The organism is Devosia sp. A449, assembly GCF_054489375.1.
On sequence record NZ_JBTMWU010000006.1, the window covers coordinates 113,018 to 137,697 of the forward strand.

The window sequence follows — 24,680 nt, forward strand, 5'->3', positions numbered from 1 at the left end:
GAACGGGCAATGTAGGCGCGCTTTTCGACGCCTGCAAGGCAGTCCGCCATGGGTGACAGCGGCGGCGAGTATCACACTTGGTCCAGCTTCGCCATAAGCGAGTACCCTGGTTTTCAACGGCTTTCGCTTCGTTTTGCCGTTCTGACAGCGATTGATCGGCAAATCACTGACCGGTTTGCCGACCGATCCCGATCAAATCATCGCCATGCCGCCATTAATGTTGAGCGTATGGCCGGTGATGTAGGCAGCGGCGTCGCTGGCAAGGAAAACCGTGCTGGCGGCGATTTCCTGCGCCGTTCCCAGCCGATTGGCGGGAATCGTCGACAGGATGGCTTCGCGCTGCTTGTCGTTGAGTTCGTCGGTCATCGCCGAGGCAATGAAGCCCGGAGCGATGGAATTGACCGTAATGCCACGGCTGGCCACTTCATGGGCCAGCGCCTTGTTCATGCCGATCAGGCCGGCCTTGGACGCGGCATAATTGCCCTGCCCCGGATTGCCCATCACCCCGACCACCGAGGAAATGCCGATGATACGGCCGAAACGCTGCTTCATCATGCCCCGCAACACGGCCCGATTGAGATGGAAGGCAGCGGTGAGGTTGACGGCGATGACGTCGTCCCACTCTTCGTCCTTCATGCGCATGAACAGATTGTCGCGCGTCAGGCCGGCATTATTGACCAGGATATCGAGGCCACCGAGCGCCGCTTCGGCGGCGGGGACCAGCTTGTCGACTTCCTCAAGCTTGCTGAGATTGGCCGGCAGAATCGGGCAGTCCTTGCCAATTTCGCTGGCCGTGGCTTCCAGCGCGCTGACGCGGGTGCCGGAAAGGGCCACGGTGGCGCCGGCCGCAGCGAGTGCCTTGGCGATCTCGCGCCCGATGCCGCCGCTGGCGCCAGTTACCAGAGCGCGTTTGCCAGTTAGATCAAACATTTAGTCGTCCTCACGGAGATATCGATTCAAGCCCTTAACGAGCTGATTCAAGGTCAGGCGGATAGTTCAGCCACCAAAGCGTCAATGTCGGCTGGGGAGCCGATGGCGGTGCCGACGGTCTCGGGATTGATGCGTTTGGCGAGGCCAGTCAGCACCTTGCCGGTGCCCAGTTCGGCCAGATGGGTCACCCCACCCTGCCCGGTCAGCCAGATGACGCTCTCGGTCCAGCGGACGACGCCCGTCACCTGCTCGACCAGACGCTGGCGAATCTCGGCCGGGTCGGAAATCGGGGTGGCCAGCACATTGGCGACCAGCGGCACGACTGGGGCATGCATGGTGACTTCGCCGAGCGCAACGGCCATGGCCTCGGCAGCGGGCTGCATCAGCGAGCAATGGAACGGGGCGCTCACGGGGAGCAGCAGCGCGCGCTTGGCGCCCTTGGTCTTGGCAATTTCGACAGCGCGCTCGATGGCGCCGGTGGCGCCGGAGACCACGATCTGGCCCGGGGCATTGTCGTTGGCGACGGCGCAGACTTCGCCCTGCGCGGCTTCGGCAGCGACTTCGAGCGCGGTTGCCATATCGAGGCCGAGCAGTGCGGCCATGGCGCCGTGACCGACCGGAACGGCCTTCTGCATCGCCTGACCGCGGGTCTTGAGCAGACGGGCGGTATCGCCCAGCGAGAAGGTGCCAGCAGCGCAGAGCGCGGAATATTCACCGAGCGAATGGCCGGCGACATAGGCGGCGTGATCGGCGAGTCGGATGCCCTTGGCTTCCAGCACCCGCATCACGGCCATGCTGACGGCCATCAGGGCCGGCTGGGCATTTTCGGTGAGACGCAGGATATCGTCGCTGCCCTCGAACATGATGGCCGACAGGCGCTGATCCAGCGCCTCATCGACTTCCTGAAACACGGCACGCGCTTCGGGGAAGGCGGCGGCAAGGTCCTTGCCCATGCCAACGGCCTGGCTGCCCTGCCCGGGAAAGGTGAATGCGCGTTTGGTCACGATGTGGCCTCCGATACGTCCGCGATAAGGCTGCTGTCGCCGCAGATAGCGGCGGTTTCTTGCCCGCCAAACTACGACAGGCAGCAAGGCGGGTGCAAGTTGGGAAGCCGCATGCCTGTTCCGGCGGGGTGGAGTCAAGCGAGCACATGGCACATGGACGCGTGAGCGCGTTTACATGACTGGCGGAGAGGCGTATTTTTACGAGGTCAAAGGCTCTCAGAAAGGGAGGAAGTCATGCTCGCGGACCATCGTGCTTACGCAACCATCCCGGCTGCAGACATGAACCGAGCGAAGACCTGGTACAGGGACAAGCTCGGGCTGACGCCAGCGATGGAAGACGAACTGGGCTGCATATACAAGATCGGCGGCGGCACCAGTTTCCTGCTTTATCCCACCCCGAATGCCGGCAAGGCGCCCAATACCCTGCTGTCCTTCGCCACTGACGACGTCGAAGCCGAGGTCCAGGACCTGCGCCGGCACGGCGTCATGTTTGAAGACTATGACATGCCGGGTCTCAAGACCGTCAACGGCATTGCCACGATGGGCAAATTCCACGCCGCCTGGTTCAAGGATTCGGAAGGCAATATCCTGGCGGTGGGCGACGAGCCCAACTGACCCAGCACGCGAGCCGGGCCCAGCTTCGATCCGCCCGGCTTGCCTTTATGCTCCCGCGCTTGAGGACAAAGCACGGGCCGATCTCGACGGTCCATTAACTCGCTACAGTTATGATGCTCTCTCGACTGGAGAGATATCGGTGTGGCAACACGCGCTGTAGTCAAGATCGGCTGGGACCTATTACCCGACAACCCGACCCTGCTGTCGATGCTCGTCGGCTTGCTGGTTCTGGGTGCCTGTATCGTCGGCATTCACAGTCAGGTGCTGTTTTCGCTCGCCAGCATCTGGCCCGCCAATGCCATGCTGCTTGCCATTCTCGTGCTCAAGCCGGAAACCAACCGGCCGCTGACCTGGCTGGTGTCGTCGCTTGCCTTCATTGGCGCCGATCTATTGGCCGGCAATGACCTGGCCCGCTCGACACTGCTGAACGGGGCCAATATTGCCGGCGTGGCCGGTGGCGCGCTGGTATTCAAATCCATGCCCAAGGGGGTCCTGCTGATGCAGCGCCCCACCGACGCAATCTTTATTGTCGTCACCATCGTGTTTTCCGCCACCTGCGCCGCCGTGGCCGGGATCGTTCCCGGAACCATGCTGTTCGCCATGTCGGTCACCGACAGCTTCTATCTGTGGTTTTCGACCGAGCTGGTGAATTACTCCATCGTGCTGGCGCTGGCGTTTGGCATTGCCATGCCAAAGCACCACAGCACGCTGTCGGATGACCGGTTTCGGGTGCTGTCGATGATCGCGGCGGTGGTGGGGCTGCTGGGGTCAATCGGGCTGATGCACCTGCTGGGCCGTGCCGGGAGCATCGCTTTTTCGGTGCCGGCGCTGATCTGGTGCGCGGTGATCTTTCCGCCGATGGTGTCGATGCTGCTGACGGCGCTGACCTGCGGCTGGCTGCTGATTGCGGCGCCGCTGAACCTGCTCCCCCTGCATACCGACCTGGCAGAATCGGCGTCGCTGTCGTCGCTGCGGCTGGGGGTCGCCATGGTCGCCATCGCGCCCTTCGCCGTCGCCTGCCTGACCGCGGCCTGGAACACGGCGCAGGCGCGGCTGGAATTTGCCGCCGAGCATGACGCCCTGACCGGCCTGTTCAATCGCGGGGCCTTTGTCGAACGCGCGGCGCGGCTGCTGACCAGCGGCGCGCGCAATGGCGCCTGCATGCTGATGCTCGATGTCGACCATTTCAAGCAGATCAACGATACCCATGGCCATGCCATGGGCGATGATGTGCTGGGCGCGATCGGCGTCTTGCTGCGGCGCGCCCTGCGGGAAGACGACCTGATCGGCAGAATTGGCGGCGAGGAATTTGCCGTGCTGCTGCCAGGCACCTCGATCCTGGCTGCCACCATCATTGCCGAACGCATCCGGCGCGCCATGGCAACCTGCCAGGTGCCGTGCCAGTCGGGCCAGCCCGTGCCAGTGACCGTCAGCATCGGCCTGGCCCATGGCGTTGCCGGCACGCCGCTCGGCACCCTGATGTCGGCTGCCGATACGGCGCTGTACCGGGCCAAGCGCGGCGGGCGGGACCGGGTCGAGCTGGCCGGGCAGGATGTCCCCGAAATTCCGCTGAGCGCCCGCACGCGCTGAGGCCCCTGCCAGTTCTTGCGTTCGCGAGGCTTTTCCCCTATAGCGACGCCAGCAATTCGTTTGGCCGGGGGCTGAACGGAGGGTTTGTTGATCGGCTTGTGCCGCCAGCAGATAGGGTTTCGGCCCGGCCTCCCGTGTTCCCGCTCTTTGCAAGACTGCTTTGATGCCCTTCCGGCTTCAAGGAGGCTCCGCGCCAGATATTGCTGTGTTTGAACCACGAAGGAAGGCGCATCAATGGCCCTCTACGAGCATATCTTCCTGGCGCGCCAGGACGTTTCCCAGCAGCAGGTCGAAGAACTGACCGCTGCACTGACCGAAATCCTCGCTTCCGGCGGCGGCAAGGTCACCAAGAACGAATATTGGGGCCTCAAGGGTCTCTCTTATCGCATCCGCAAGAACCGCAAGGCGCATTACACGCTGCTGAACATCGACGCATCGGCTCCGGCCATTGCCGAAATGGAACGCCAGATGCGCATCAATGAAGACATCCTGCGCTTCATGACCATCCGCGTGGACGAGCATGAAGAAGGCCCGTCGGCAATGATGCAGAAGCGCGACCGTGATGACCGCGATGGCGGCCGTCCCGGCGGCGACCGTGGTGGCTTCAGCGGCGAACGCCGCCCGCGCCGTTTCTAAGATAAGGACCTAACAGCTATGGCAATCAAAGACCTCACCACCGCCCAGGCCCGCCGTCCGTTCCAGCGCCGCCGCAAGACCTGCCCGTTCTCGGGCGAGGGCGCGCCCAAGATCGACTACAAGGACGTGCGCCTGCTGTCGCGTTACGTGTCGGAGCGCGGCAAGATCGTGCCGAGCCGCATCACCGCCGTTTCGGCCAAGAAGCAGCGCGAACTGGCCCAGGCCATCAAGCGTGCCCGCTTCATCGGCATCATGCCTTACGCTGTCCAGTAAGTCCGCTGGGCTGGCGATCTAGCGGCGGTTTTTGCGAATCGCCGCTATCTCATCCGGCCCAACGACTTCCTGTCCGCGTAAGCGCCAGACTACCAGCCTGCCCTGCATGGGCGGGCTGCGTGCCTTCTAGGCACATCGTTGGGGTTTCGGATGGTCCGGGGCTCCTAACCGTCATCGAGACGGGACAGCTACAAGGAATATTCAGATGAAAGTCATTCTGCTCGAGCGTATCGGCCGCACCGGCGCGATCGGCGAAGAAGTCACCGTCAAGGACGGCTTTGCCCGTAACTTCCTGCTGCCGCAGGGCAAGGCGCTCCGCGCCACCGAAGCCAACCGCAAGAAGTTCGAAGCCGAACGCGCCCATATCGAAAAGCGCAACGACGACCGTCGTAACGCTGCCGCCGGCATTGCCGAAGGCATCAATGGTCGTGAAGTCATCATCATCCGCCAGGCCGGCGAAACCGGTCTGCTCTACGGTTCGGTCGCCTCGCGCGATATCGTGGAAGCCCTGGCTGCCGATGGTTTCACCATCCAGCGTTCGCAGGTCGACCTGACCGATCCGATCAAGTCGGTTGGCGTGCACTCCGTGCCGCTGAACCTGCATGCCGAAGTGGCCGTGACCATCTCGGTCAACGTTGCCCGTTCGGAAGACGAAGCCGGTCGCCAGAGCCTTGGTGAAGACGTCACCGTCACCCATTACGAAGATGACGTGGATGGCGATTTCGCCGCCGGTCAGAAGGACGCCCAGCAGGACGACCGCTTCGACGACGAACTCTAAGGCTCCGCCTTATGGATTGAAGAGGCCGGGCCATGTGCCCGGCCTTTTTGTTTGTTTGCGCGCGATGCCGCCCCGCCACTGGCCGTCACCCTCGGGCTTGACCCGAGGGTGCTGCGCTCTCTAAACCCGGCAAGTAAAGAGCCCTCGGGTCAAGCCCGAGGGTGACGGTCGAGGTTGGCTGCGACTCATGCCATTCTGCTGCCTTGCTCACATGCAACACAGGATCGTCATGATCCCCGTTGTCCACAAAGTTCACAGGGGCGAAAGGGCTGCATTAACCCCTCACCAGATAGGCCAAGACTCACGCCCGAGTCGCGTGATTAAGACACGTTAACGTTTCTTCAGAGGCACCATGGCAGAGATCGCGCGGCTCCATCCGGTCGAAGACAAGTCCTTCCGTCTGGCCCCCCATAACGTGGAGGCCGAGCAGGCCTTGCTGGGCGCGCTGCTGCTGAACAATGACGCCTTCTACCGCGTCTCGGACTTCCTTGAGCCGATCCATTTCTACGAGCCGATCCACCGCGATATCTATGAGCTGGCCGGCAAGATCATTCGCGCCGGAAAATCGGCCGACCCCACCACCATCAAGACGCATTTGCCCGATCAACTGCTGCCGGATGTGACCATGGCGCAGTATCTGGCGCGCCTGGCGGCGGAAGCGACCACGGTGCTGAACGCTGCCGATTATGGGCAGGCGATCTACGACCTGGCGATTCGGCGCAACCTGATCCTGGTCGGCGAGGAGATGGTTCAGGTCGCCTATGAGTCGGACGTCGAGATGACGCCGAACAAGCAGATCGAAAAGGTCGAAGGCGAGCTGTTCCAGCTGGCCGAAAAGGGCCGCTATGATGGCGGCTTCCTCAATTTCTCCACGGCGCTCAGCGCTTCGATCCAGATGGCCGGCGAAGCCTATCAGCGCGATGGCGGCCTGTCGGGCATTTCGACCGGGCTGGATGACATGGACCGCCAGATGGGCGGCTTGCAGCGCTCCGACTTGATCGTGCTGGCCGGCCGCCCCGCCATGGGCAAGACCTCGCTGGTTACCAATATCGCTTTCAACATCGCCAAGGCTTACGCGAATGAAGTGCAGGCGGACGGCCACAACAAGACCACCAATGGCGGCATTGTCGGCTTCTTCAGCCTGGAAATGAGTTCCGAGCAGCTGGCCACGCGTATTCTTGCCGAGCAGGCCGAGATTTCCTCGTCGGACATTCGCCGTGGCCGCATCCATGACAGCCAGTTTTCCAAGCTGGTCGACGTCTCCAACATGATGAGCAAGCTGCCGCTCTATATCGACGATACTGGCGGCATCAGCGTGGCGCAGCTGGCGGCGCGGGCGCGGCGGCTAAAGCGGCAGAAGGGGCTCGACTGCGTGATCGTCGACTATTTGCAGCTGTTGAGTGGCTCGTCCAAGGCCTCGAGCCAGAACCGCGTGCAGGAACTGACCGAAATCACCACCACGCTCAAGGCGCTGGCCAAGGAACTTGAAGTTCCGGTGATCGCGCTGTCCCAGCTGTCGCGTCAGGTGGAAAACCGTGACGACAAGCATCCGCAGCTGTCAGACTTGCGCGAATCGGGCTCTATCGAGCAGGACGCCGACGTGGTGCTGTTCGTGTATCGCGAAGAGTATTATCTGAAAAACAAAGAGCCCAAAGAGGGCACGCCAGAGCACATGACCTGGCAGGGGGAAATGGAACAGGTACACGGCAAGGCCGAAGTCATCATCGCCAAGCAGCGCCACGGGCCGACCGGCACGGTGCAGCTTAGCTTCGAGGCGCAGTTCACCCGCTTCGGCAATTTGGCGCGGGCTGAATACCTGCCGGAGCGCATGGAATAGGCATGGCGTTGACGTCCGGGCTTGGGGGCCAACTCAGTATCGATCTCGGGGCATTGGCCCGCAACTGGCGCGCACTCGACAAGGTGAGCGCCGGCGCGCTGACCGGCGCCGTGGTGAAAGCGGATGCCTATGGCACCGGCATCACCATGGCCAGCAAGGCGCTGCATGCGGCCGGAGCCCGCTTCTTTTTTGTTGCCACGCCCGATGAAGGCATGGCGGTGCGCGCGGCGGTGCCCGATGCGCATATCTTCGTGCTCAACGGGCTCTATCCGGGGGCAGCCAACCTTTATATCCGGCAGAATCTGATGCCGGTGATCGCCTCGATGGCGATGCTGGAGGAATGGCTGGCCAAATGCATGGAGCGCAACGAGGCCTATCCTTCCGCTTTCCATTTCGACACCGGCCTCAACCGCTTCGGCTTCCGCCTCAATGAGGCGAGCCTGGTGCGCGAACGCATCCAGGCGCTGGGCTATGCGCCGCAGATGATCATGAGCCATTTGGCCTGCGCCGATCAGCCCAACCACGAGAAGAACCGCACCCAGCTGGCGCTGTTCGGCTCGGTGATGAACCAGTTCCCCGGCATTCCGGCATCGCTGTCCAATTCGGCGGGGATGATGACGGGGCGCGACTATCACTTCCAGATGGTGCGGCCCGGCATCGCGCTGTATGGCGGGCGGGCAGTCAATGGGCGCAAGAACCCGATGGCGCCGGTGGTGACGCTGCATGTGCCGATCCTGCAGGTCAAGGAAGCGCGCACCGGGGAAACCGTGGGCTATGGCGCCAATTATTCGCTGTCGCGCGACAGCCGGCTGGCCATCCTCGGGCATGGCTATGCCGATGGGTTTTTCCGCTCGCTGTCAGGCAATAATATGCGGCCGGGCGGCAAGGTGGCGATCCGGGGCAAGCTCTGCCCGGTAATTGGCCGGGTGTCGATGGACCAGATCACGGTGGATATCACCGAACTGGGCCCTGACCTGCCGAGCCCAGGTGAAGGCGCGGAAATCCTCGGCAATCTGATCAGCATCGATGATCAGGCCGATGCCGCCGGCACCATCGGCTATGAAATCCTGACCTCGCTCAAGGGGCGCTATAGCCGCAATTATGTCGGCGACGGCAATCTGCCGACGGAGTAGCGCATGGCCCTGTTCGTCGTGCTGCTGCGCGCTATCGGCCCCATCACCCATAAGGTGATGTCGATGCAGCAGTGGCGCGATGGCGTGGCGGCGGCGGGCTATGACAATCCGCAGACCTATGTGGCGACCGGCAATATGATTGTCGGTGGTGATGGCGCGCTGAGCGCGGTCACCGAGGATATGAACGCGGTGGTGCGCGGGCTGGGGCTCGGTCCGGGCAATATCGCGGTGGTAAGGACGCCGGCGCAATTGCGGGCGCTGTTCGCCGCCAATCCCTTTCCTGAAGCCAGCGCCGAGCGCCCCAGCGAAGTGGCGATATATTGCTTTGCCGGCGACAGGCCGGATTTTGCGTGGGTGGCCGATTATGACGGGCCGGAGCGCATCCACATCGCGGGCGAGCATCTGATTGTCGATTATTCCGGGCAGCTTTCGGCGAGTCCGCGGCTGCCGGGGCTGATCGAGAAGCGGTCGGGCGCGGTGACGGCGCGGAACTGGAATACGCTGCGCGGGCTGGTCGAGCGGGCCAATGCGCGCGAGAGCAACTAGCGCAGGTTCCTCATTTGTTCTTGCCAGCCTAATGAGGCTCGGCTACACCGACTGAGAGTCTAACCGAGAGCGTCGCGTGGCCAAATCCCGATCATCCTTCATCTGTCAGTCCTGTGGCGCCATCACCACCCAATGGCAGGGACGGTGCGATGCCTGTGGCGAATGGAACTCCATCGTCGAGGAAATCACCGATAGCGGGGTGGGCGCAGGGCCGAAATCGGCCAAGGCCGGGGGGCGGCCAACCAATCTGGTGCCGCTATCGGGCGAAACCGAGAGCGCCGCGCGCGTGGTGACCGGGCTGGCGGAGCTGGACCGGGTGACCGGCGGCGGCTTCGTCAAAGGCTCGGCATTGCTGGTGGGCGGCGATCCGGGCATCGGCAAATCGACCTTGCTGCTGCAGTCGGCGGCGGCGCTGGCCAATAAGGGCAAGCGCGTCGTCTATGTGTCGGGCGAAGAAGCGGTGGCGCAGGTGCGGCTGCGGGCGCAGCGGCTGGGGCTGGGCGAAGCCAATGTGCTGCTGGCGGCCGAGACCAATGTGGAGATCATTCTCGCCACGCTGGAAAACGGCCCTGCCCCCGATCTGGTGATCATCGATTCGATCCAGACGCTGTGGACCGACCGGGTGGACAGCGCCCCCGGCACGGTGACGCAGGTGCGCACCTCGGCGCAGGCGCTGACGCGCTTTGCCAAAAAGAGCGGCGCGGCGGTGGTGCTGGTCGGGCACGTGACCAAGGACGGCCAGATCGCCGGGCCGCGTGTGGTGGAGCACATGGTCGACGCGGTGCTGTATTTCGAAGGCGACAGCAGCCACACCTTCCGCATTTTGCGCGGGGTGAAGAACCGTTATGGCGCGACCGACGAAATCGGCGTGTTCGCCATGACCGAGCGGGGCCTCGAGCAGGTGGCCAACCCATCGGCACTGTTTCTCGATCAGCGCGACGAAGGCGCGGCGGGCTCGGCGGTGTTTGCCGGCATGGAGGGCACGCGGCCGATTCTCATCGAAATCCAGGCGCTGGTGGCCCCTTCCCCGCTGGGCACGCCACGCCGCGCCGTGGTGGGCTGGGATAGTTCGCGGCTGTCGATGGTGCTGGCGGTGCTGGAAACCCGCTGCGGGGTGCGGATCGGGGCCAATGATATTTATCTCAATGTCGCGGGTGGGCTGAAGATCAACGAGCCGGCGGCGGATCTCGCGGTGGCGGCGGCGCTGATTTCCTCGCTGACCAATTCGCCGCTGCCCTCCGAGTCGGTGTATTTCGGCGAAATCTCGCTGGCGGGCGGGGTGCGGCCGGTGGTGCATGGCTCGCTGCGGCTGCGCGAGGCGCAAAAGCTGGGCTTCAAATCGGTGTCGACCGGCAAGCTGAGCCAGGCCGACCGCAATTCGGGGATGGAGGTGGCTGAATACACCGCTCTGTCCGAACTGGTCGGGCGGATTGCGGCGGCAGGAACGCCGCGCGAGCCCGAGCGGGACGAGTGGTAGCGGGCGGCGTTCTCAGAAGAGAGGTGAAGTGGCCGGTTTCTTGGGAGATCGCGCCGTTACCCTTGGCATCGCGACACAAAGCGGATAAACGAACCGACAAAGCCGGGGCGGCAACTGGAGCTAGCGAAGACATATGCTGACAGCGTTTGACGTTGGTGTTGGTGTTCTAGTGCTGATTTCGGCAATTCTTGCCACGGCGCGCGGCTTGACCCGCGAAGTGCTGTCGCTGGCGACTTGGGCCGGTTCAGCCGCGATCGCCATCTATATGTGGCAATATCATCCCGAAATCGCGCGGCAATATATCGCCGAGCAGATCGTGGCCGACATCGCCACCGTGGTGGTGACGTTCATCGTCGCGCTGATCGTGCTGCATCTGTTGACCATGCGCATTGCCGATTTCGTCGTCGACAGCCGCATCGGGCCGATCGACCGGACGCTGGGCTTTGTGTTCGGCGTGCTGCGCGGCGTTCTGATCGCCATCGTCATCACCATTTTCGGGACCTGGCTGCTGCCAACCAATTTGCCGAGCTGGGCTGCTGAATCGCAGTCGCTGCCGCATTTGCGCAATATGGGCCAGACGCTGATCTCCATGCTGCCTGAAGGCCTGGAACAGCAGGTGACCGACATGCTCAAGGGCGGCACCGGCCTCACCGAGGACCCGGAGGCCGTAGTGCCGCTCGAAGAGGGCACGGACGCCACGGAAGACGGCACGGTGGAACCGGCGCCCGCCACCCAGACCTGATCATTTTCCGGTGAGCGCCGAGCGCTCGCCACAACCCTGACCGCCCAGTATGGCATTGGTCGGGATCGACAAAATGGGCTATGGCGTAAGCCCTTAGTTTTTAGCCCAGCCGTCACAGCGACACGCAATCAATGCGGTTGAGGCAGCATTGGCATGGAGAACCCGGTGAACCATCCAAGCGATGACAATTTCAGTCTCGATGGCGACACGCTGCATGAAGAATGCGGCGTGTTTGGCATTTTGGGGCATAGCGACGCCGCGACGCTAACCGCTCTGGGGCTGCATGCCCTGCAGCATCGTGGCCAGGAAGCGGCAGGCATCGTCAGCTTCGACGGCCGCCAGTTCTATACCGAAAAGCGCATGGGGCTGGTGGGCGACCACTATACCGACCCGGCTTTGCTGGCGAAGTTGCCCGGCTCGATCGCCATCGGCCACACCCGCTATTCGACCACCGGCGAAGTGGCGCTGCGCAATGTGCAGCCGCTATTTGCCGAGCTGGAAGATGGCGGCATCGCCATTGCTCACAACGGCAATTTCACCAATGGGCTGACGCTGCGCCGGCAGATCATCGCCACCGGCGCCATCTGCCAGTCGACTTCGGACACCGAAGTGGTGCTGCATCTGGTGGCGCGCTCGCGGCACAGCTCCAGCACCGACCGCTTCATCGACGCCATCCGGCAGATGGAAGGCGGCTACGCCATGCTGGCGGTGACCCGCACCAAGCTGATCGCGGCGCGCGACCCGGTCGGCATCCGGCCGCTGGTGATGGGCGAACTCGACGGCAAGCCGATTTTCTGCTCGGAAACCTGTGCGCTCGACATTATCGGCGCGAAATATATCCGCGACGTCGAGAATGGCGAAGTCATCATCTGCGAATTGCAGCCGGATGGCTCGATCACCATCGAGGCGCGCAAGCCGGCCCGGCCGCAGCCGGAACGGCCATGCCTCTTCGAATATGTCTATTTCGCCCGCCCCGATTCCATTGTCGCCGGCCGCAGCGTTTATTCGGCGCGCAAGCGCATGGGGATGAACCTGGCCAAGGAAGCTCCGGTGGAAGCCGATGTGGTGGTGCCGGTGCCCGATGGCGGCACGCCGGCGGCAATCGGCTTTGCCCAAGCGAGCGGCATTCCGTTCGAGCTGGGTATTATCCGCAACCACTATGTGGGCCGCACCTTCATCGAGCCGACCCAGTCGATCCGGGCCTTTGGCGTCAAGCTCAAGCATTCGGCCAACCGCGCCGAAATCGCCGGCAAGCGCGTGGTGCTGATCGACGATTCCATCGTGCGTGGCACCACCTCGGTCAAGATCGTGCAGATGATGCGAGATGCCGGGGCGACCGAGGTGCATATCCGCGTCGCCAGCCCGATGATCTATTATTCGGACTATTACGGCATCGACACGCCGGACCCGGAAAAGCTGCTGGCCAACCAGCACAAGGATCTGGAGTCGATGTGCAAATTCATCGGCGCCGACTCGCTGGCCTTCCTGTCGATCGATGGTCTCTACGACGCCGTGGGCGGGGAACCGCGCAACGCCAAGGCGCCGCAGTTTACCGACCATTATTTCACGGGCGACTATCCGACGCAGTTGACCGATCTCAACGGCCGCGCCAAGAACGGGCCGAAACGTATTTCTCTGCTCAAAGAGGCCGGTTAATGGCTGGAAAACAGGATCGCGCTGGACAGGATCTGGCCGGTAAAGTCGTCCTCGTCACCGGCGCTTCGCGGGGCATCGGCTATGCCGCCGCCATCGAAGCGGCGAAACGCGGCGCCCATGTGGTGGCCGTGGCCCGCACTGTTGGCGGGCTGGAAGAGCTGGACGACGAAATCCAGGACCTGGGCTCGGCGGCAACGCTGGTGCCGCTCGACCTGCGCGATGGCGACGCCATCGACCGGCTTGGCGCAGCGATCTTCGAGCGCTGGGGCGCGCTGGATGGCCTGGTGGCCAATGCCGGCCAGCTCGGCGTACTCAGCCCCCTGCCCCATGTGAAGCCGGAAGATTTCGACAAGGTGATGGCGGTCAACGTCACTGCCAATTATCGCCTGCTGCGCGCCACCGACCTGCTGCTGCGGCAGTCGACGGCCGGCCGGGCGGTGTTCGTGTCGTCGTCCTCTGCGCGTTCGGCGCGGCCATTCTGGGGGCTCTACGCCGCCACCAAAGCCGCCGTAGACGCCATGGCAAAATCCTATGCCGGGGAAATCGCCCAGACCAAGGTCCGGGTCAACGTGTTCTATCCCGGCGCGGTGCGCACGGCGATGCGCGCCAAGGCTATGCCGGGCGAGAACCCGGATACGCTGCCCACGCCGGCTGAAATCGCGCCGAAGCTGATCGACCTGATCACGCCTGCGGTGAGCGAAAATGGCCGGTTGTTCAATGTCGAAACGGGTGCTTTCGAGGACATCTGATGGTCGAGCTGCGGCCCTATCGTGCCGAGGACCTGGACGCGCTCTACGAGATTTGTCTCGTTACCGGCGATTCCGGGCAGGACGCGAGCAGGCTGCATCATGACCGCAAGGTGATCGGGCACCTCTATTCGGCGCCCTATGGGGTGCTGGAGCCCGAGCAGGTGTTTGTCGCCGAGGATGACCAGGGCGTCGCCGGCTATATTGTCGGCACAAATGACAGCACGGCGTTTGCCGCGCGGCAGGAACGCGAATGGTGGCCGGCGCTGCGCCGGCATTATGCGACCATTCCCGCCGATCAACTGACGGCAGCTGATCGGCAGCGCATCACGGCGATCACCCAGCCAGAGAGCAATCCGGCCGATATCGTCGCCCGCTATCCAGCCCATATTCATATGAACCTGCTGCCGCGCCTGCGCGGACAGCGCGTCGGCACCGGGCTGCTGCAGCTGTGGATCGCACAGGCGCGGGCGGCTGGGGTCAGCGGCATCCATCTTGGCGCCAATGCCGGCAATACGGGCGCCGTGGCGTTCTGGACCCGGAGCGGATTTGAACCCGTGCAGACCATTGGGCGGACGGTGTGGTTCGGGATGGCGCTGTAGGACGAGGCTTCCGCTAGCATCGCGCTCGCGGAGAGAACCCCTCACAACCTGATCTGCTGCTGAACGCGTCAGGTCTGCCCCTCTCCCGCAAGGGGAGAGGGTCGCTCCACTCTTGGGGCCCTGCCCCTAGTCCAGCTTGGTCATCAGAATCTTGTCGATGCGGCGGCCGTCGAGGTCCATGACTTCGAATTTCCAGCCATTATGCTCAAAGGTTTCGCCAACGGCCGGCAGGCGGTTGATGATGGAGAGCACGTAGCCGGCGACAGTTTCGTATTTGCCGTCGCGGGCGATGGACAGCTTGAGGCGGTCGCCGAATTCGTCGACGGGCATCCAGCCGGCCACCAGATAGGACCCGTCTTCGCGGCGGACCAAAGCCGGGTCATCACCGGTTTCTTCCTGGAACACGCCGGTGATGACTTCAAGGATATCGCCCGAGGTGACGATGCCTTCGAAATGGCCGTATTCATCGACCACCAGCGCCATATGCACGGTGGAATTGCGGATGGCGCGCACCACGTCCAGCGCATCGGCATGGTCCATCACCACCGGCACCGGCTGGACGAATTTGCGAATTTCGAGCGGCAGGCCATTGGCGAAGACGCCGATAATGTCCTTGATCGCCACCACGCCGATGATGGAATCGGCATCGCCGTCCTGCACCAAGAGGCGTGAGCGATGGGTGTCGAGAATGGTGCGGCGCAGCTCATCGCTATCGTCGGAGAGGTCGATGACGTCGACATCGAGGCGCGGCGTCATCAGGCCACGGGCCGAACGGTCGGCCAGACGCATGACGCCCGAGATCATCGAATGTTCGTCACTCTCGATCACGCCGGCCGTGGTGGCCTCGGCAATGATGGTCTTGACCTCTTCTTCGGTGACCTTCTCATCGGACTCGCCGTGCTGGCCCAAGAGGCGCAACACGCCCTTGCCGGAAACATCGAGCACCCAGACCACCGGCGAGCCAACGGCGGCCAGCAGTTTCATCGACGGGGCGACGCGGGCGGCAACGCCTTCGGCATCGCGCAGGGCAATCTGCTTGGGGACCAGTTCGCCGATGATCAGCGAGATATAGGTGATCAGCAGCACCACGACGCCGACGCCCAGCACATCGGCGACATTGTTCGCCACGCCGACCGTTTGCAGCCAATTGGTGAGGCGCAGGCCCAGCGTGGCGCCCGAGAAGGCGCCGGACAGGATGCCCACCAGGGTAATGCCGATTTGAACGGAAGACAGGAACTTGCCCGGGTCTTCAGCGAGGGCGATGGCGATGGCGGCGCCCTTGTTGCCCTGGTCGGCCATGCCGCGCAGGCGGGCCGGTCGGGCGGAAACGACGGCCAGTTCCGACATTGCCAACAGGCCGTTGACGATGGTCAGAACGACGACGATCAATATTTCTACGTACAAGGTGTTTTCATATGGATGCGGCCCCGCTCTCAGCATCGGGTCGCTTGTGCCGGTGCAATATAAGGGTAAAGCGCCCGCTTACACCATGGGTCTGGAAAATTAGTCGCGGCCAGTCGGCGGCGGGCATTTCCGCCCTGCGGCAGCAGGTCTTGTGGTGCGGGCGCTTCTGCGGCTATGGCTCGTATTGCCTAGTGTTTTCCGTAACTCGCGAGTGTCCCAAATGCGTCTTCCCGGTCGCCTGTCTGCTGCCATTGCTGTGCTGACCGACGTGGAAACGCGCAAGCGTCCAGTGTCGGAAGCGCTCAAAGCCTGGGGAATCAATAACCGCTTTGCCGGGGCCGGCGACCGCGCCGCCATCGGCAATCTGGTCTATGACGCGCTGCGCCGCCGCGCCTCGCACGCCGCGCTGATGGGCAGCGACAGCCCGCGTGCGCTGGTGCTGGCCGTCGCGGTGCGCGACTGGAATGAAGACCCGGCGGCGCTGAATGAGAGTTTTGCCAGCGACAGCCATGCGCCCGAGGCGCTGAGCGAAGATGAAATGGCCCGCGTGGGCGAGTTGAATGACGATACGCCGGGCTGGGTGCTGGCCGATGTTCCGGAATGGCTGACGCCATCGCTGCAGCGGGCGTTTGGCGACAACTGGATTGCCGAGGGACAGGACATGGCCGGGCGGCCATCGCTGGATTTGCGGGCCAATAGCCTCAAGGCCAGTCGCGAGCGGGTGATGAAGTCGCTGGCGCGGTTCAATCCGCAGGAGACGGCGATTTCGCCGGTGGGCGTGACTATGCCGGCCGGGCCGCGCGATGCGCGGACGCCCAATGTCACCACCGATGAGGGCTACCTCAAGGGCTGGTTCGAGGTGCAGGACCAGGGCAGCCAGATCGTGGCGGCACTGGCCGGGGCCAAGCCGGGCGAGCAGGTGCTGGACCTCTGCGCCGGCGCGGGCGGCAAGAGTTTGGCGCTGGCGGCGGCCATGGCCAATAAGGGCCAGATTTTTGCTTTTGACAGCGACCGTAACCGGCTGGCGCCGATCTATGACCGGCTCAAGCGCAATGGCGCGCGCAATGTGCAGGTGCGGGCGCCGCAGCCGGGCGCGCTGGATGATCTGGTGGGCAAAATGGACCGGGTGGTGATCGACGCGCCCTGCACCGGCACCGGAACCTGGCGGCGGCGGCCGGACACAAAATGGAAACTGTCGCCGGAACTGTTGGCGCAGCGGATCGGTGAACAGGCGGCAATCCTTGCCGAGGCGCAGCGCTTTCTCAAGCCGGGCGGCACGCTGGTCTATATCACCTGCTCGATCCTGCCCGAGGAGAATGATGATCAGGTCGCGGCTTTCATCGCCGCCCATCCGGGCTTTGCCTCGGTGGCACCGGAAGAATTGTGGCAGGCGGCGTTTGGCGCCGAATTGCCGGCCGAGCTGGCGACCGCGCAGTCGGGCATTGCGCTGACGCCGCGACTGACCGGCACCGACGGGTTTTATGTGAACGCCTTGCGGCAGGTGGCATGACCACCGACACGCAGGAAACCGGCATTCCCCTATGGGGGTTTGTGGCGGGGGCGGCGCTGCTGATTGTGGCAGCGCTGGCCGCCGTGTGGTTCATGTTCCCTGCCCCCGATACGCGACATGATCTGGTCTCGCCCTCCGGCGCGGTGCGGCTGGAGCTGGGCGAGCTATGTGGCGAGACTGGCTGCACGCGTGTGGCGATCCTCGATGTTGGCGGCCAGCGTCAAGGTTGTCAGCTGGCGCTGGAGGGCAATCAGCCGCTGTTTGAGGCGGTGACGGCGGCCTGGGCGGCGGATGAAAGCAGCGTGGAGCTGAGCTATGTCGCGGCCGATGGGACCAAGGGCGCGCTGAGCATCGCGCAGGCGGACTGCAGCCCGACGCAATAGGTGAACTCTACGGCGTGTGGCGCGTTGATGGAGCAGTGCTCTCTCCATCGAGTTTTTGACCCATGACCACGCCCTCGCTTGCCGACTACAAGACACCCCGCCCCTGGCTCACCCTGGGGGTTTTTCTCGTCGTGGTGATCGGCGTTGGCGCGCTGATCGGGACGCAATCGGTGCCGGGCGAATGGTATGCCGGGCTGACCAAGCCGCCCTTCAATCCGCCGAACTGGATTTTCGCGCCGGTGTGGTTCGCGCTCTATGTGATGATCGCGGTGGCGGGCTGGCGCATCTGGATGATCGACGCCGGCAGCAAGGCGATGAAAATCTGGTTCGCCCAGATGGCGCTCAACTGGGCGTGGTCGCCGATCTGGTTCATCGGGCAAATGCTGTGGCCGGCGGCTGTCGTGATCGTGGCGCTGCTGGCGCTGATCCTGGCGTTTATCCTGACGGCGCGGGACGATGATCCCACCGCAGCCTGGTTGTTCGTGCCCTATGCGGCCTGGGTCGGCTTTGCGACGCTGCTGAACCTGTCGATCGCGATCCTGAACTAGCGCCAGCGCCACCAAAGACCAATCGCAAGCCTGTGTTGCACGCGTGAGGCTTGCGGAATCTACGCCACGGCGATAATGGCTCGCCATGCAAAACCCTGACCCCTCCGCCCGCCCGCAATCAATCCTCATCGTCGACTTTGGTTCGCAAGTCACTCAGCTGATTGCGCGTCGAATTCGCGAGACCGGGGTATATTGCGAAATCCATCCGTTCCAGAACGCTGCAGCGGCCATGGAAGCGATGCAGCCCAAGGGCGTCGTGCTCTCGGGCGGCCCGGCGTCGACGCTGGACGAGCACGCGCCGACCATCGATCAGTCGATCCTGGACGCCAATGTGCCGATCCTGGGCATCTGCTATGGCCAGCAGGCACTCTGCGTGGCGCTGGGCGGCACGGTTGAGGCCGGCCATCACCGCGAATTCGGCCGCGCCGAGGTCAAGGTCGACAAGGCTAGCGCGCTGTATGACGGCGTGTGGGAGCTGGGCAGCGAGCATCAGGTGTGGATGAGCCATGGCGACCGCGTCGTGGCCCTGCCCGAGGGCTTTGAGGTCGTCGGCACCTCGGCCAACGCGCCTTATGCCATGATCGCCAATGAGGCGCGCCGCATTTGGGCGGTGCAGTTCCACCCCGAAGTGGTGCACACCCCGGACGGCGGCAAGCTCTACGCCAATTTCGTCCACCAGATTTGCGGCATCGAGTCCAACTGGACCATGTCGGCCTATCGCAGCAAGATGGTCGAGAAGATCCGCGCCCAGGTCGGCAGCAACAAGGTGATTTGCGGGCTGTCGGGCGGGGTCGATTCCTCGGTCGCTGCCGTGCTGATCCACGAAGCCATCGGCGACCAGCTGACCTGCATCTATGTCGACCACGGCTTGATGCGGCTCAATGAGAGCGAACAGGTCGTCACCATGTTCCGCGACCAGTACAATATCCCGCTGGTGCATGTGGACGCGTCCAAGGTGTTTTTGAGCGAGCTGGAGGGCCAGTCGGACCCCGAGACCAAGCGCAAGATCATCGGCCGGCTGTTCATCGAAACCTTCGAGGCGGAAGCCAAGAAGCTCGGCGGCGCCAAGTTCCTGGCCCAGGGGACGCTCTATCCCGACGTGATCGAATCGGTGTCGTTCACCGGCGGTCCCTCGGTGACCATCAAGAGCCACCACAATGTGGGTGGCCTGCCCGAGCGCATGAATATGGAACTGGTCGAGCCGCTGCGCGAGCTGTTCAAGGATGAAGTGCGGGCGCTGGGCCGTGAGCTGGGCCTGCCCGAGAGCTTTATCGGCCGCCACCCCTTCCCCGGTCCGGGCCTCGCCATCCGTTGCCCCGGCGGCATCACCCCGGAAAAACTCGACCTGCTGCGCCGGGCCGACGCCATCTATCTCGATGAAATCCGCAAGTCGGGCCAGTATGACAAGATCTGGCAGGCCTTTGCCGTGCTGCTGCCGGTGCAGACCGTCGGCGTCATGGGCGACGGGCGGACCTATGAGTTCGTCTGCGCGCTGCGCGCGGTGACCTCGGTCGATGGTATGACTGCCGATTTCTACCAGTTCGACATGAACTTTCTCGGCAAGACCGCCACCCGCATCATCAACGAAGTGCGCGGCATCAATCGCGTCGTCTATGACGTGACCAGCAAGCCGCCCGGCACCATCGAGTGGGAATAAGCCGCGGCTAGTTTAGCTGAGACGTCCCAGCTTCCCGCGCAGGCGGGAAGCGCCAGCCTGCCCTAACCACATGTCGATCCCGCCCTCGCGGGATCAGATCGTGATCTATGACACGATTGACGCTCCATTGCGGCCGCTCTATTTTAGAACAAATAGAGAACAAACGGTGCCATCATGGATATGCAGTTGGAGCTTTTCGGCGGCGCGCCGCCTCAAGATGCAGCGACCCAGCGGGCGCTGGACCATCGCTATTATTTCACCCTGGTGCCGCCGCCGGCCGTGGCGCAGGACATTGAACGCGGCGCGATGCTGCTGGCACGGCGTGTTGGGGCGCGCAATCTGGTACGAGCCGATCGGCTGCATGTCTCGCTCCACTGTGTGCAGCAAGGCCGGGAAATTACGCAGGATCGGCTGGACGAAGCGCTTGAGGCTGGCGGGGCCGTGCGGCGGCCGGGGTTCACCGTCAGTTTTGACCAGGTGCTGAGCTTGTCCGGCAAGCGAGCCGGAACGGGCGGGCGAAGGCAATTTCCAACCGTGCTGACCTGCAGTAATGGCGCGCATGATTTGCTGGGGCTCTATGGCGACATTCGGCAACAGCTGCAGCGGCTCGGCCTGCCGGTTGGGCCGCGCAAGGTCGTGCCGCATCTGACGATCTGGTACAGCCCCGAGCGGCTGCCAGAGACACCGCTACGGCGGGCCTATCGTTGGCCGGTGCGGGCATTCTGGCTGGTGCACACCACGCCGGGAATGCGACGGCCGGACTATCTGGGAGAGTGGGTGCTGGGCTAATGCCTATTCAGCCGCTGCGGGTGCAACGGCCAGCGGGGCGTTGCGCAGGAGGCTCAGGCCGCGGCCTTGGTTGCCTAGCCAATCCAGAATGGTCATGGCCAGTTTTTCGACGGGCTTGCGGAAGCGGTGTTCGACCAGATGGGCGAAGACCACGGCAATGCAGAAGGTCGAGATCATCGCCAGCACCAGAGCGATTTGGGCCGGCAGATAGATATCCAGCGTGGTCAGGAAGCTGATGCCGATATTTTCGTGGATCAGATACCAGGAGAAGCTGAGCAGCCCGACCTTGGCCACGGCCGAGGACAGGCCGGGCACATGCGGGATCGAGCCGCCCGAGACAAAGCGGACGAACAGCAGGGTCAGGCCAAGATAGGCCAGTGCGCAGACGCTGGCGCTGAGACCGCCATCATGCAGTTCGAAGGAATAGGCCTCGATCCAGACCACGGCGGTGGACAGCACCAGATTGGCCAGCAGCAGGTTGCGGACCTGCGGGGCGCCGTTCTCCAGTTGCCGGCCGAGAATGCCGACGGCGAAGAAGGTCAGATAGGGCGCGATGGCGAGGAATTTCAGCATGGATTGCGGCGTCACCGGACCGCTGCCCAGATGGGAAAACAGGGTCGAGACTGCCCAGATTGGGGCCATAACGATGGCCAGCCAGGCAAACACCGTGGTGAAGCGGGCTCGATCGGTGAAGACGCCGGCCAGAATCGCCACCAGCAGGTAGAATTTCACTTCCACGGCGATGGACCAGAACGAACCATCGACCCACTCGCCAATCTCCCCGATGAAGAACAGATTCATCAGCACATCGAGCAGATTGGGCGGGATGACATGGAAGTGAGCTTCGGGAACGCTGGGAATATAGGCGACCAGCCCGAAGACGAAGAGCAGCAGTACGGCGGCAAAAAAGGCGGGATAAATGCGCGAAAAGCGCCGCGCCAGGAATATTCCGACCGTCGCCGAGCGCTCCAGCGTCATGAAGATGCAGTAGCCCGAGATGATGAAGAAGAAATACACCCCGACCCAGCCGAAAAACACCGGCAATGGCGCGCCTTCGGTGATGTTGAGGGAATAGGCCGGCAGGCGGGCGGTAAAATGAAACATCACCACCATCAGGATGGCGATACCGCGAAAGACGTCGATGGTTTCGACCCGGCCTTTGGTCATGCTGGTTTACTCTGGTGTCCGCGGCCTGATTATAGCGGCGATTGCCGGTCACGGCAGGCGATCCTCAGCCTAAGCTTAATAGATAAAGCTTTAGCCAAGCGAATTGGCCGGGAACCCATGCCCTGGGCGCATTTGCTTTCGCCCGACAGCGTGCTAAACGTGCGCCCAATTCAGCCAGTGACTTTAGGCAGGCCATGTCCCAGGACAATATCTTCCAAGAAATCGACGAGGAGCTGCGCAGCGATCGTATGCGCGCCCTGTGGCGTCGGTTTGCTCCCTATGTGATCGGCGCTGCCGTGGGCGTCGTGGCGCTTGTCGCGGTCAATGAAGGCTGGACCTGGTATCACGCCAACAATGCCGCGCAGTCGTCCGACGAGTTGTACAGCGCTTTCGAGCTGATCGATGGCGGTGATCTCGTCGCGGCCCAGACGCAGCTCGATACGCTGATGGCCGATGGCTCGGGCAGCTATCCGGTGCTGGCGCAGTTCCGCAAGGCCGGCGTGCTGGCCCGCGAGGGCAACACCGCCGACGCCGTGGCCGCTTATGACGCGCTGGCCAATAGCCAGTCCAACGCCCGCCTGCGTGAGCTGGCGCTGGTGCTGGGCGGCACGCTGATGGTCGATACCGGCACCCTGGCCGATGTCGAATCGCGCGTCGGCAGCATCGCCGTCGAGGGCAATGCGCTGCGCAATGCGGCGCGCGAAACCCTGGGATTGGCACAGTACAAGGCCGGCGACTTCGCCGCCGCGCAGGCCAGCTTCGAGGCCGTGATCAACGACCCGCTGACCCAGAATTCAGTGCGCAACCGCATGGGTTACTACCTCGCCCAGCTGCTGTCGCAGGGTGTGCTGACCGAAACGCCGGCCGATGCCGACGCCGAAGCAGCCGCTACCGCCATTGATGCCATCGTCAGCGACGAGACGCCTGCCGCCGAATCCCCGGCTGCCGACGCCCCCGCTGCCACCACCGAGGCCGCGCCAGCCGCGCAATAGCGGCTGTCTCGCCTCCCGCCGGATCGGAACCTTACTCGCATGACCGTCACCGTCGCCATTGTCGGTCGCCCGAACGTCGGCAAATCCACTCTGTTCAACCGCCTCGTCGGGCGCAAAATTGCGCTGGTCGATGACACGCCCGGTGTCACCCGCGACCGCCGCGAAGCCGAGGGCCGCATCGCGGACCTGACCTTCCGCATTCTCGATACCGCCGGCTACGAAGACGTGACCGATGGGAGTCTGGAAGACCGCATGCGCCAGCAGACCGAGCTGGCGATTCGGGAAGCCGATGTCATCCTGTTCATGATCGACGCCCGCGTCGGCGTGATGCCGCTGGACCAGCGCTTTGCGCAGGTGCTGCGCAAAGCCGGCAAGGACGTGCATCTGGTCGGCAACAAGGCCGAGAGCGGCGCGGCCGAGGCCGGGCTGGTCGAGGCCTATAAGCTGGGCTTCGGCGAAGCCATCGCGCTGTCGGCGGAACACGGGCTGGGCCTGTCGGAACTCTATTCGATCGTTTCGTCCACCATCGACCGCATGGCGGCCGAAAAGGAAGCGACCGAGATCGGCGATCTCGACGCGATGCCGGAAACCGACATCGACATCACCGAGGACATGCTGGAAGGCGAAGGCGACGAAGCGACCCTGCGCTGGAACCCCAATCGCTATCTCAACGTCGCCATTGTCGGCCGTCCCAATGCGGGCAAGTCGACGCTGATCAACCGCATGGTCGGCGAAGAGCGCGTGCTGGTCGGTCCCGAGGCCGGTATCACCCGCGACTCGATTCTGGTGCCGTGGGAATGGGAAGGCCGGGTGATCAACCTTGTCGATACCGCCGGTATCCGCCGCCGCGCCCGCGTCACCGAGAAGCTGGAAAAGCTGGCCGTGGGCGACAGCCTGCGCTCGATCCAATATGCCGAAGTCGTCGTGCTGATGCTCGACGCCACCATCCCCTTCGAAAAGCAGGACTTGGCGCTGGCCGATCTGGTGGAGCGCGAAGGTCGCGCCCTGGTGATCGCGCTCAACAAATGGGACCTGATCGAAGACAAGAACGAAACGCTGGCGCATCTGCGCGAAGCCTGCAACCGCCTGCTGCCGCAGCTGCGCGGCGTGCCGCTGGTGACGCTGTCGGGCCTCACCGGCAAGAATATCGACAAGCTGATGGACGCGATTTTCACCATCGAGCGCAGCTGGAACTCGCACGTCTCGACGGCGCGACTGAATCGCTGGCTGGCCGGCATGATCGATGGACATCCGCCCCCGGCCGTGTCGGGCCGTCGCCTCAAGCTGCGCTACATGACGCAGGCCAAGACGCGGCCGCCGAGCTTCATCATCTTCGCCTCGCGGCCGGAAGCGCTGCCGATGGCCTATCAGCGCTATCTGATCAACGGGATGCGGGAAGCCTTTGACATAAAGGGTACGCCGATCCGGCTGTGGATCCGCGCCGGCAGTGAAAAGAACCCGTATGACGACAAGCGCAAGCGTCGACTGGGTTAAGCCAATCAAAATAAGAAAAACCCGCGGAGCGATCCGCGGGTTTTGTTTTGACCGTCACCGTGCGCCGCGCTGCAATTCACGCGATTGAATGTTCAATCCCTTGCGGGCGGCCGCCCTATCTCAGGATGGGCCCCGGCTCCAAGGCCGGGGTGACACCGTGGGTGGGGAGAG

Annotated in this window: 24 protein-coding genes; 20 read left to right on the forward strand and 4 right to left on the reverse strand. The window is 63.5% G+C overall.

Annotation, left to right across the window (positions count from 1 at the left end; all coding sequences use genetic code 11):
* Positions 1-192: 192 nt before the first annotated feature.
* Complete coding sequence (gene fabG / locus ACX3OW_RS16295; protein ID WP_459096847.1) at positions 193-930, reverse strand: 3-oxoacyl-[acyl-carrier-protein] reductase; 738 nt, start codon at positions 928-930, stop codon at positions 193-195.
* A gap of 53 nt (positions 931-983) precedes the next feature.
* Positions 984-1,934, reverse strand: coding sequence for an ACP S-malonyltransferase (fabD, locus tag ACX3OW_RS16300; RefSeq protein ID WP_459096848.1), 951 nt, complete (start codon positions 1,932-1,934; stop codon positions 984-986).
* Between the two features lie 234 nt (positions 1,935-2,168).
* Between fabD and ACX3OW_RS16305 the strand changes: the two genes are divergently transcribed.
* The 13 genes from ACX3OW_RS16305 to ACX3OW_RS16365 all read left to right on the forward strand — a co-directional run bounded on the left by ACX3OW_RS16305 (position 2,169) and on the right by ACX3OW_RS16365 (position 14,565).
* Positions 2,169-2,549 (forward strand): VOC family protein, encoded by a 381-nt coding sequence (locus ACX3OW_RS16305; RefSeq protein ID WP_459096849.1) that lies wholly within the window; start codon positions 2,169-2,171, stop codon positions 2,547-2,549.
* A 141-nt stretch (positions 2,550-2,690) separates the two neighbouring features.
* On the forward strand, positions 2,691-4,139 hold the full coding sequence (locus tag ACX3OW_RS16310; protein ID WP_459096850.1) for a GGDEF domain-containing protein: 1,449 nt from the start codon (positions 2,691-2,693) through the stop codon (positions 4,137-4,139).
* Between the two features lie 234 nt (positions 4,140-4,373).
* On the forward strand, positions 4,374-4,775 hold the full coding sequence (gene rpsF, locus ACX3OW_RS16315) for a 30S ribosomal protein S6 (protein WP_459096851.1): 402 nt from the start codon (positions 4,374-4,376) through the stop codon (positions 4,773-4,775).
* An 18-nt stretch (positions 4,776-4,793) separates the two neighbouring features.
* The gene (rpsR, locus tag ACX3OW_RS16320; protein WP_046169334.1) at positions 4,794-5,048 is read left to right on the forward strand and encodes a 30S ribosomal protein S18; all 255 of its coding nucleotides are present in this window, start codon (positions 4,794-4,796) and stop codon (positions 5,046-5,048) included.
* Between the two features lie 205 nt (positions 5,049-5,253).
* A complete protein-coding gene (gene rplI / locus ACX3OW_RS16325) occupies positions 5,254-5,826 on the forward strand; it encodes a 50S ribosomal protein L9 (RefSeq protein WP_459096852.1) in 573 nt (190 codons plus the stop codon).
* 352 nt (positions 5,827-6,178) lie between these two features.
* Positions 6,179-7,663, forward strand: coding sequence for a replicative DNA helicase (locus tag ACX3OW_RS16330; protein WP_459096853.1), 1,485 nt, complete (start codon positions 6,179-6,181; stop codon positions 7,661-7,663).
* 2 nt (positions 7,664-7,665) lie between these two features.
* The gene (alr, locus tag ACX3OW_RS16335; RefSeq protein ID WP_459096854.1) at positions 7,666-8,796 is read left to right on the forward strand and encodes an alanine racemase; all 1,131 of its coding nucleotides are present in this window, start codon (positions 7,666-7,668) and stop codon (positions 8,794-8,796) included.
* Between the two features lie 3 nt (positions 8,797-8,799).
* Positions 8,800-9,342 carry a DUF1697 domain-containing protein gene (locus ACX3OW_RS16340; RefSeq protein WP_459096855.1) on the forward strand — a complete coding sequence of 181 codons (543 nt, stop codon included), beginning with the start codon at positions 8,800-8,802 and terminating at the stop codon, positions 9,340-9,342.
* A gap of 76 nt (positions 9,343-9,418) precedes the next feature.
* Positions 9,419-10,819 (forward strand): DNA repair protein RadA, encoded by a 1,401-nt coding sequence (gene radA / locus ACX3OW_RS16345; protein WP_459096856.1) that lies wholly within the window; start codon positions 9,419-9,421, stop codon positions 10,817-10,819.
* Between the two features lie 133 nt (positions 10,820-10,952).
* Complete coding sequence (locus ACX3OW_RS16350) at positions 10,953-11,561, forward strand: CvpA family protein (protein ID WP_459096857.1); 609 nt, start codon at positions 10,953-10,955, stop codon at positions 11,559-11,561.
* A gap of 165 nt (positions 11,562-11,726) precedes the next feature.
* Entirely contained in the window at positions 11,727-13,217 is a 1,491-nt protein-coding gene (gene purF / locus ACX3OW_RS16355; protein ID WP_459096858.1) for an amidophosphoribosyltransferase, read from the forward strand.
* Entirely contained in the window at positions 13,217-13,966 is a 750-nt protein-coding gene (locus ACX3OW_RS16360) for an SDR family NAD(P)-dependent oxidoreductase (protein WP_459096859.1), read from the forward strand. The genes purF and ACX3OW_RS16360 overlap by 1 nt, the downstream gene beginning before the upstream one ends.
* On the forward strand, positions 13,966-14,565 hold the full coding sequence (locus ACX3OW_RS16365; RefSeq protein WP_459096860.1) for a GNAT family N-acetyltransferase: 600 nt from the start codon (positions 13,966-13,968) through the stop codon (positions 14,563-14,565). The genes ACX3OW_RS16360 and ACX3OW_RS16365 overlap by 1 nt, the downstream gene beginning before the upstream one ends.
* A gap of 126 nt (positions 14,566-14,691) precedes the next feature.
* Here ACX3OW_RS16365 and ACX3OW_RS16370 read toward each other — a convergent pair whose 3' ends face one another.
* Positions 14,692-15,954: a hemolysin family protein gene (locus tag ACX3OW_RS16370; protein ID WP_459097024.1), complete on the reverse strand. Its 1,263-nt coding sequence runs from the start codon at positions 15,952-15,954 to the stop codon at positions 14,692-14,694.
* Between the two features lie 235 nt (positions 15,955-16,189).
* Between ACX3OW_RS16370 and ACX3OW_RS16375 the strand changes: the two genes are divergently transcribed.
* The 5 genes from ACX3OW_RS16375 (at position 16,190) to ACX3OW_RS16395 (ending at position 20,856) form a co-directional block, all read left to right on the forward strand.
* Complete coding sequence (locus tag ACX3OW_RS16375; protein ID WP_459096861.1) at positions 16,190-17,479, forward strand: RsmB/NOP family class I SAM-dependent RNA methyltransferase; 1,290 nt, start codon at positions 16,190-16,192, stop codon at positions 17,477-17,479.
* Entirely contained in the window at positions 17,476-17,862 is a 387-nt protein-coding gene (locus tag ACX3OW_RS16380; RefSeq protein WP_459096862.1) for a hypothetical protein, read from the forward strand. The genes ACX3OW_RS16375 and ACX3OW_RS16380 overlap by 4 nt, the downstream gene beginning before the upstream one ends.
* A gap of 62 nt (positions 17,863-17,924) precedes the next feature.
* Positions 17,925-18,410: a TspO/MBR family protein gene (locus ACX3OW_RS16385; RefSeq protein WP_459096863.1), complete on the forward strand. Its 486-nt coding sequence runs from the start codon at positions 17,925-17,927 to the stop codon at positions 18,408-18,410.
* Between the two features lie 85 nt (positions 18,411-18,495).
* Positions 18,496-20,067, forward strand: a complete 1,572-nt coding sequence (gene guaA / locus ACX3OW_RS16390; protein WP_459096864.1) for a glutamine-hydrolyzing GMP synthase — start codon at positions 18,496-18,498, stop codon at positions 20,065-20,067.
* Between the two features lie 174 nt (positions 20,068-20,241).
* Positions 20,242-20,856: a 2'-5' RNA ligase family protein gene (locus ACX3OW_RS16395; RefSeq protein WP_459096865.1), complete on the forward strand. Its 615-nt coding sequence runs from the start codon at positions 20,242-20,244 to the stop codon at positions 20,854-20,856.
* Between the two features lie 3 nt (positions 20,857-20,859).
* Here the strand turns inward: ACX3OW_RS16395 and ACX3OW_RS16400 are convergent, their stop codons facing one another.
* Positions 20,860-22,023 carry an acyltransferase family protein gene (locus ACX3OW_RS16400; protein WP_459096866.1) on the reverse strand — a complete coding sequence of 388 codons (1,164 nt, stop codon included), beginning with the start codon at positions 22,021-22,023 and terminating at the stop codon, positions 20,860-20,862.
* Positions 22,024-22,217: 194 nt separating this feature from the next.
* Between ACX3OW_RS16400 and ACX3OW_RS16405 the strand changes: the two genes are divergently transcribed.
* The gene (locus ACX3OW_RS16405; RefSeq protein ID WP_459096867.1) at positions 22,218-23,015 is read left to right on the forward strand and encodes a tetratricopeptide repeat protein; all 798 of its coding nucleotides are present in this window, start codon (positions 22,218-22,220) and stop codon (positions 23,013-23,015) included.
* 39 nt (positions 23,016-23,054) lie between these two features.
* On the forward strand, positions 23,055-24,509 hold the full coding sequence (der, locus tag ACX3OW_RS16410) for a ribosome biogenesis GTPase Der (RefSeq protein WP_459096868.1): 1,455 nt from the start codon (positions 23,055-23,057) through the stop codon (positions 24,507-24,509).
* Positions 24,510-24,680: the final 171 nt, after the last annotated feature.

Bases quoted from the DNA above. Each gene is read 5' to 3' on its own strand.
- ACX3OW_RS16400 (WP_459096866.1), bottom strand. From the start codon at position 22,023: ATGACCAAAGGCCGGGTCGAAACCATCGACGTCTTTCGCGGTATCGCC.
- ACX3OW_RS16330 (WP_459096853.1), top strand. From the start codon at position 6,179: ATGGCAGAGATCGCGCGGCTCCATCCGGTCGAAGACAAGTCCTTCCGT.
- ACX3OW_RS16360 (WP_459096859.1), top strand. From the start codon at position 13,217: ATGGCTGGAAAACAGGATCGCGCTGGACAGGATCTGGCCGGTAAAGTC.
- ACX3OW_RS16305 (WP_459096849.1), top strand. From the start codon at position 2,169: ATGCTCGCGGACCATCGTGCTTACGCAACCATCCCGGCTGCAGACATG.
- guaA (WP_459096864.1), top strand. From the start codon at position 18,496: ATGCAAAACCCTGACCCCTCCGCCCGCCCGCAATCAATCCTCATCGTC.
- ACX3OW_RS16365 (WP_459096860.1), top strand. From the start codon at position 13,966: ATGGTCGAGCTGCGGCCCTATCGTGCCGAGGACCTGGACGCGCTCTAC.
- der (WP_459096868.1), top strand. From the start codon at position 23,055: ATGACCGTCACCGTCGCCATTGTCGGTCGCCCGAACGTCGGCAAATCC.
- ACX3OW_RS16375 (WP_459096861.1), top strand. From the start codon at position 16,190: ATGCGTCTTCCCGGTCGCCTGTCTGCTGCCATTGCTGTGCTGACCGAC.
- fabG (WP_459096847.1), bottom strand. From the start codon at position 930: ATGTTTGATCTAACTGGCAAACGCGCTCTGGTAACTGGCGCCAGCGGC.
- ACX3OW_RS16340 (WP_459096855.1), top strand. From the start codon at position 8,800: ATGGCCCTGTTCGTCGTGCTGCTGCGCGCTATCGGCCCCATCACCCAT.
- ACX3OW_RS16385 (WP_459096863.1), top strand. From the start codon at position 17,925: ATGACCACGCCCTCGCTTGCCGACTACAAGACACCCCGCCCCTGGCTC.
- ACX3OW_RS16395 (WP_459096865.1), top strand. From the start codon at position 20,242: ATGGATATGCAGTTGGAGCTTTTCGGCGGCGCGCCGCCTCAAGATGCA.
- rplI (WP_459096852.1), top strand. From the start codon at position 5,254: ATGAAAGTCATTCTGCTCGAGCGTATCGGCCGCACCGGCGCGATCGGC.
- ACX3OW_RS16380 (WP_459096862.1), top strand. From the start codon at position 17,476: ATGACCACCGACACGCAGGAAACCGGCATTCCCCTATGGGGGTTTGTG.
- ACX3OW_RS16350 (WP_459096857.1), top strand. From the start codon at position 10,953: ATGCTGACAGCGTTTGACGTTGGTGTTGGTGTTCTAGTGCTGATTTCG.
- ACX3OW_RS16405 (WP_459096867.1), top strand. From the start codon at position 22,218: ATGTCCCAGGACAATATCTTCCAAGAAATCGACGAGGAGCTGCGCAGC.
- rpsF (WP_459096851.1), top strand. From the start codon at position 4,374: ATGGCCCTCTACGAGCATATCTTCCTGGCGCGCCAGGACGTTTCCCAG.
- rpsR (WP_046169334.1), top strand. From the start codon at position 4,794: ATGGCAATCAAAGACCTCACCACCGCCCAGGCCCGCCGTCCGTTCCAG.
- alr (WP_459096854.1), top strand. From the start codon at position 7,666: ATGGCGTTGACGTCCGGGCTTGGGGGCCAACTCAGTATCGATCTCGGG.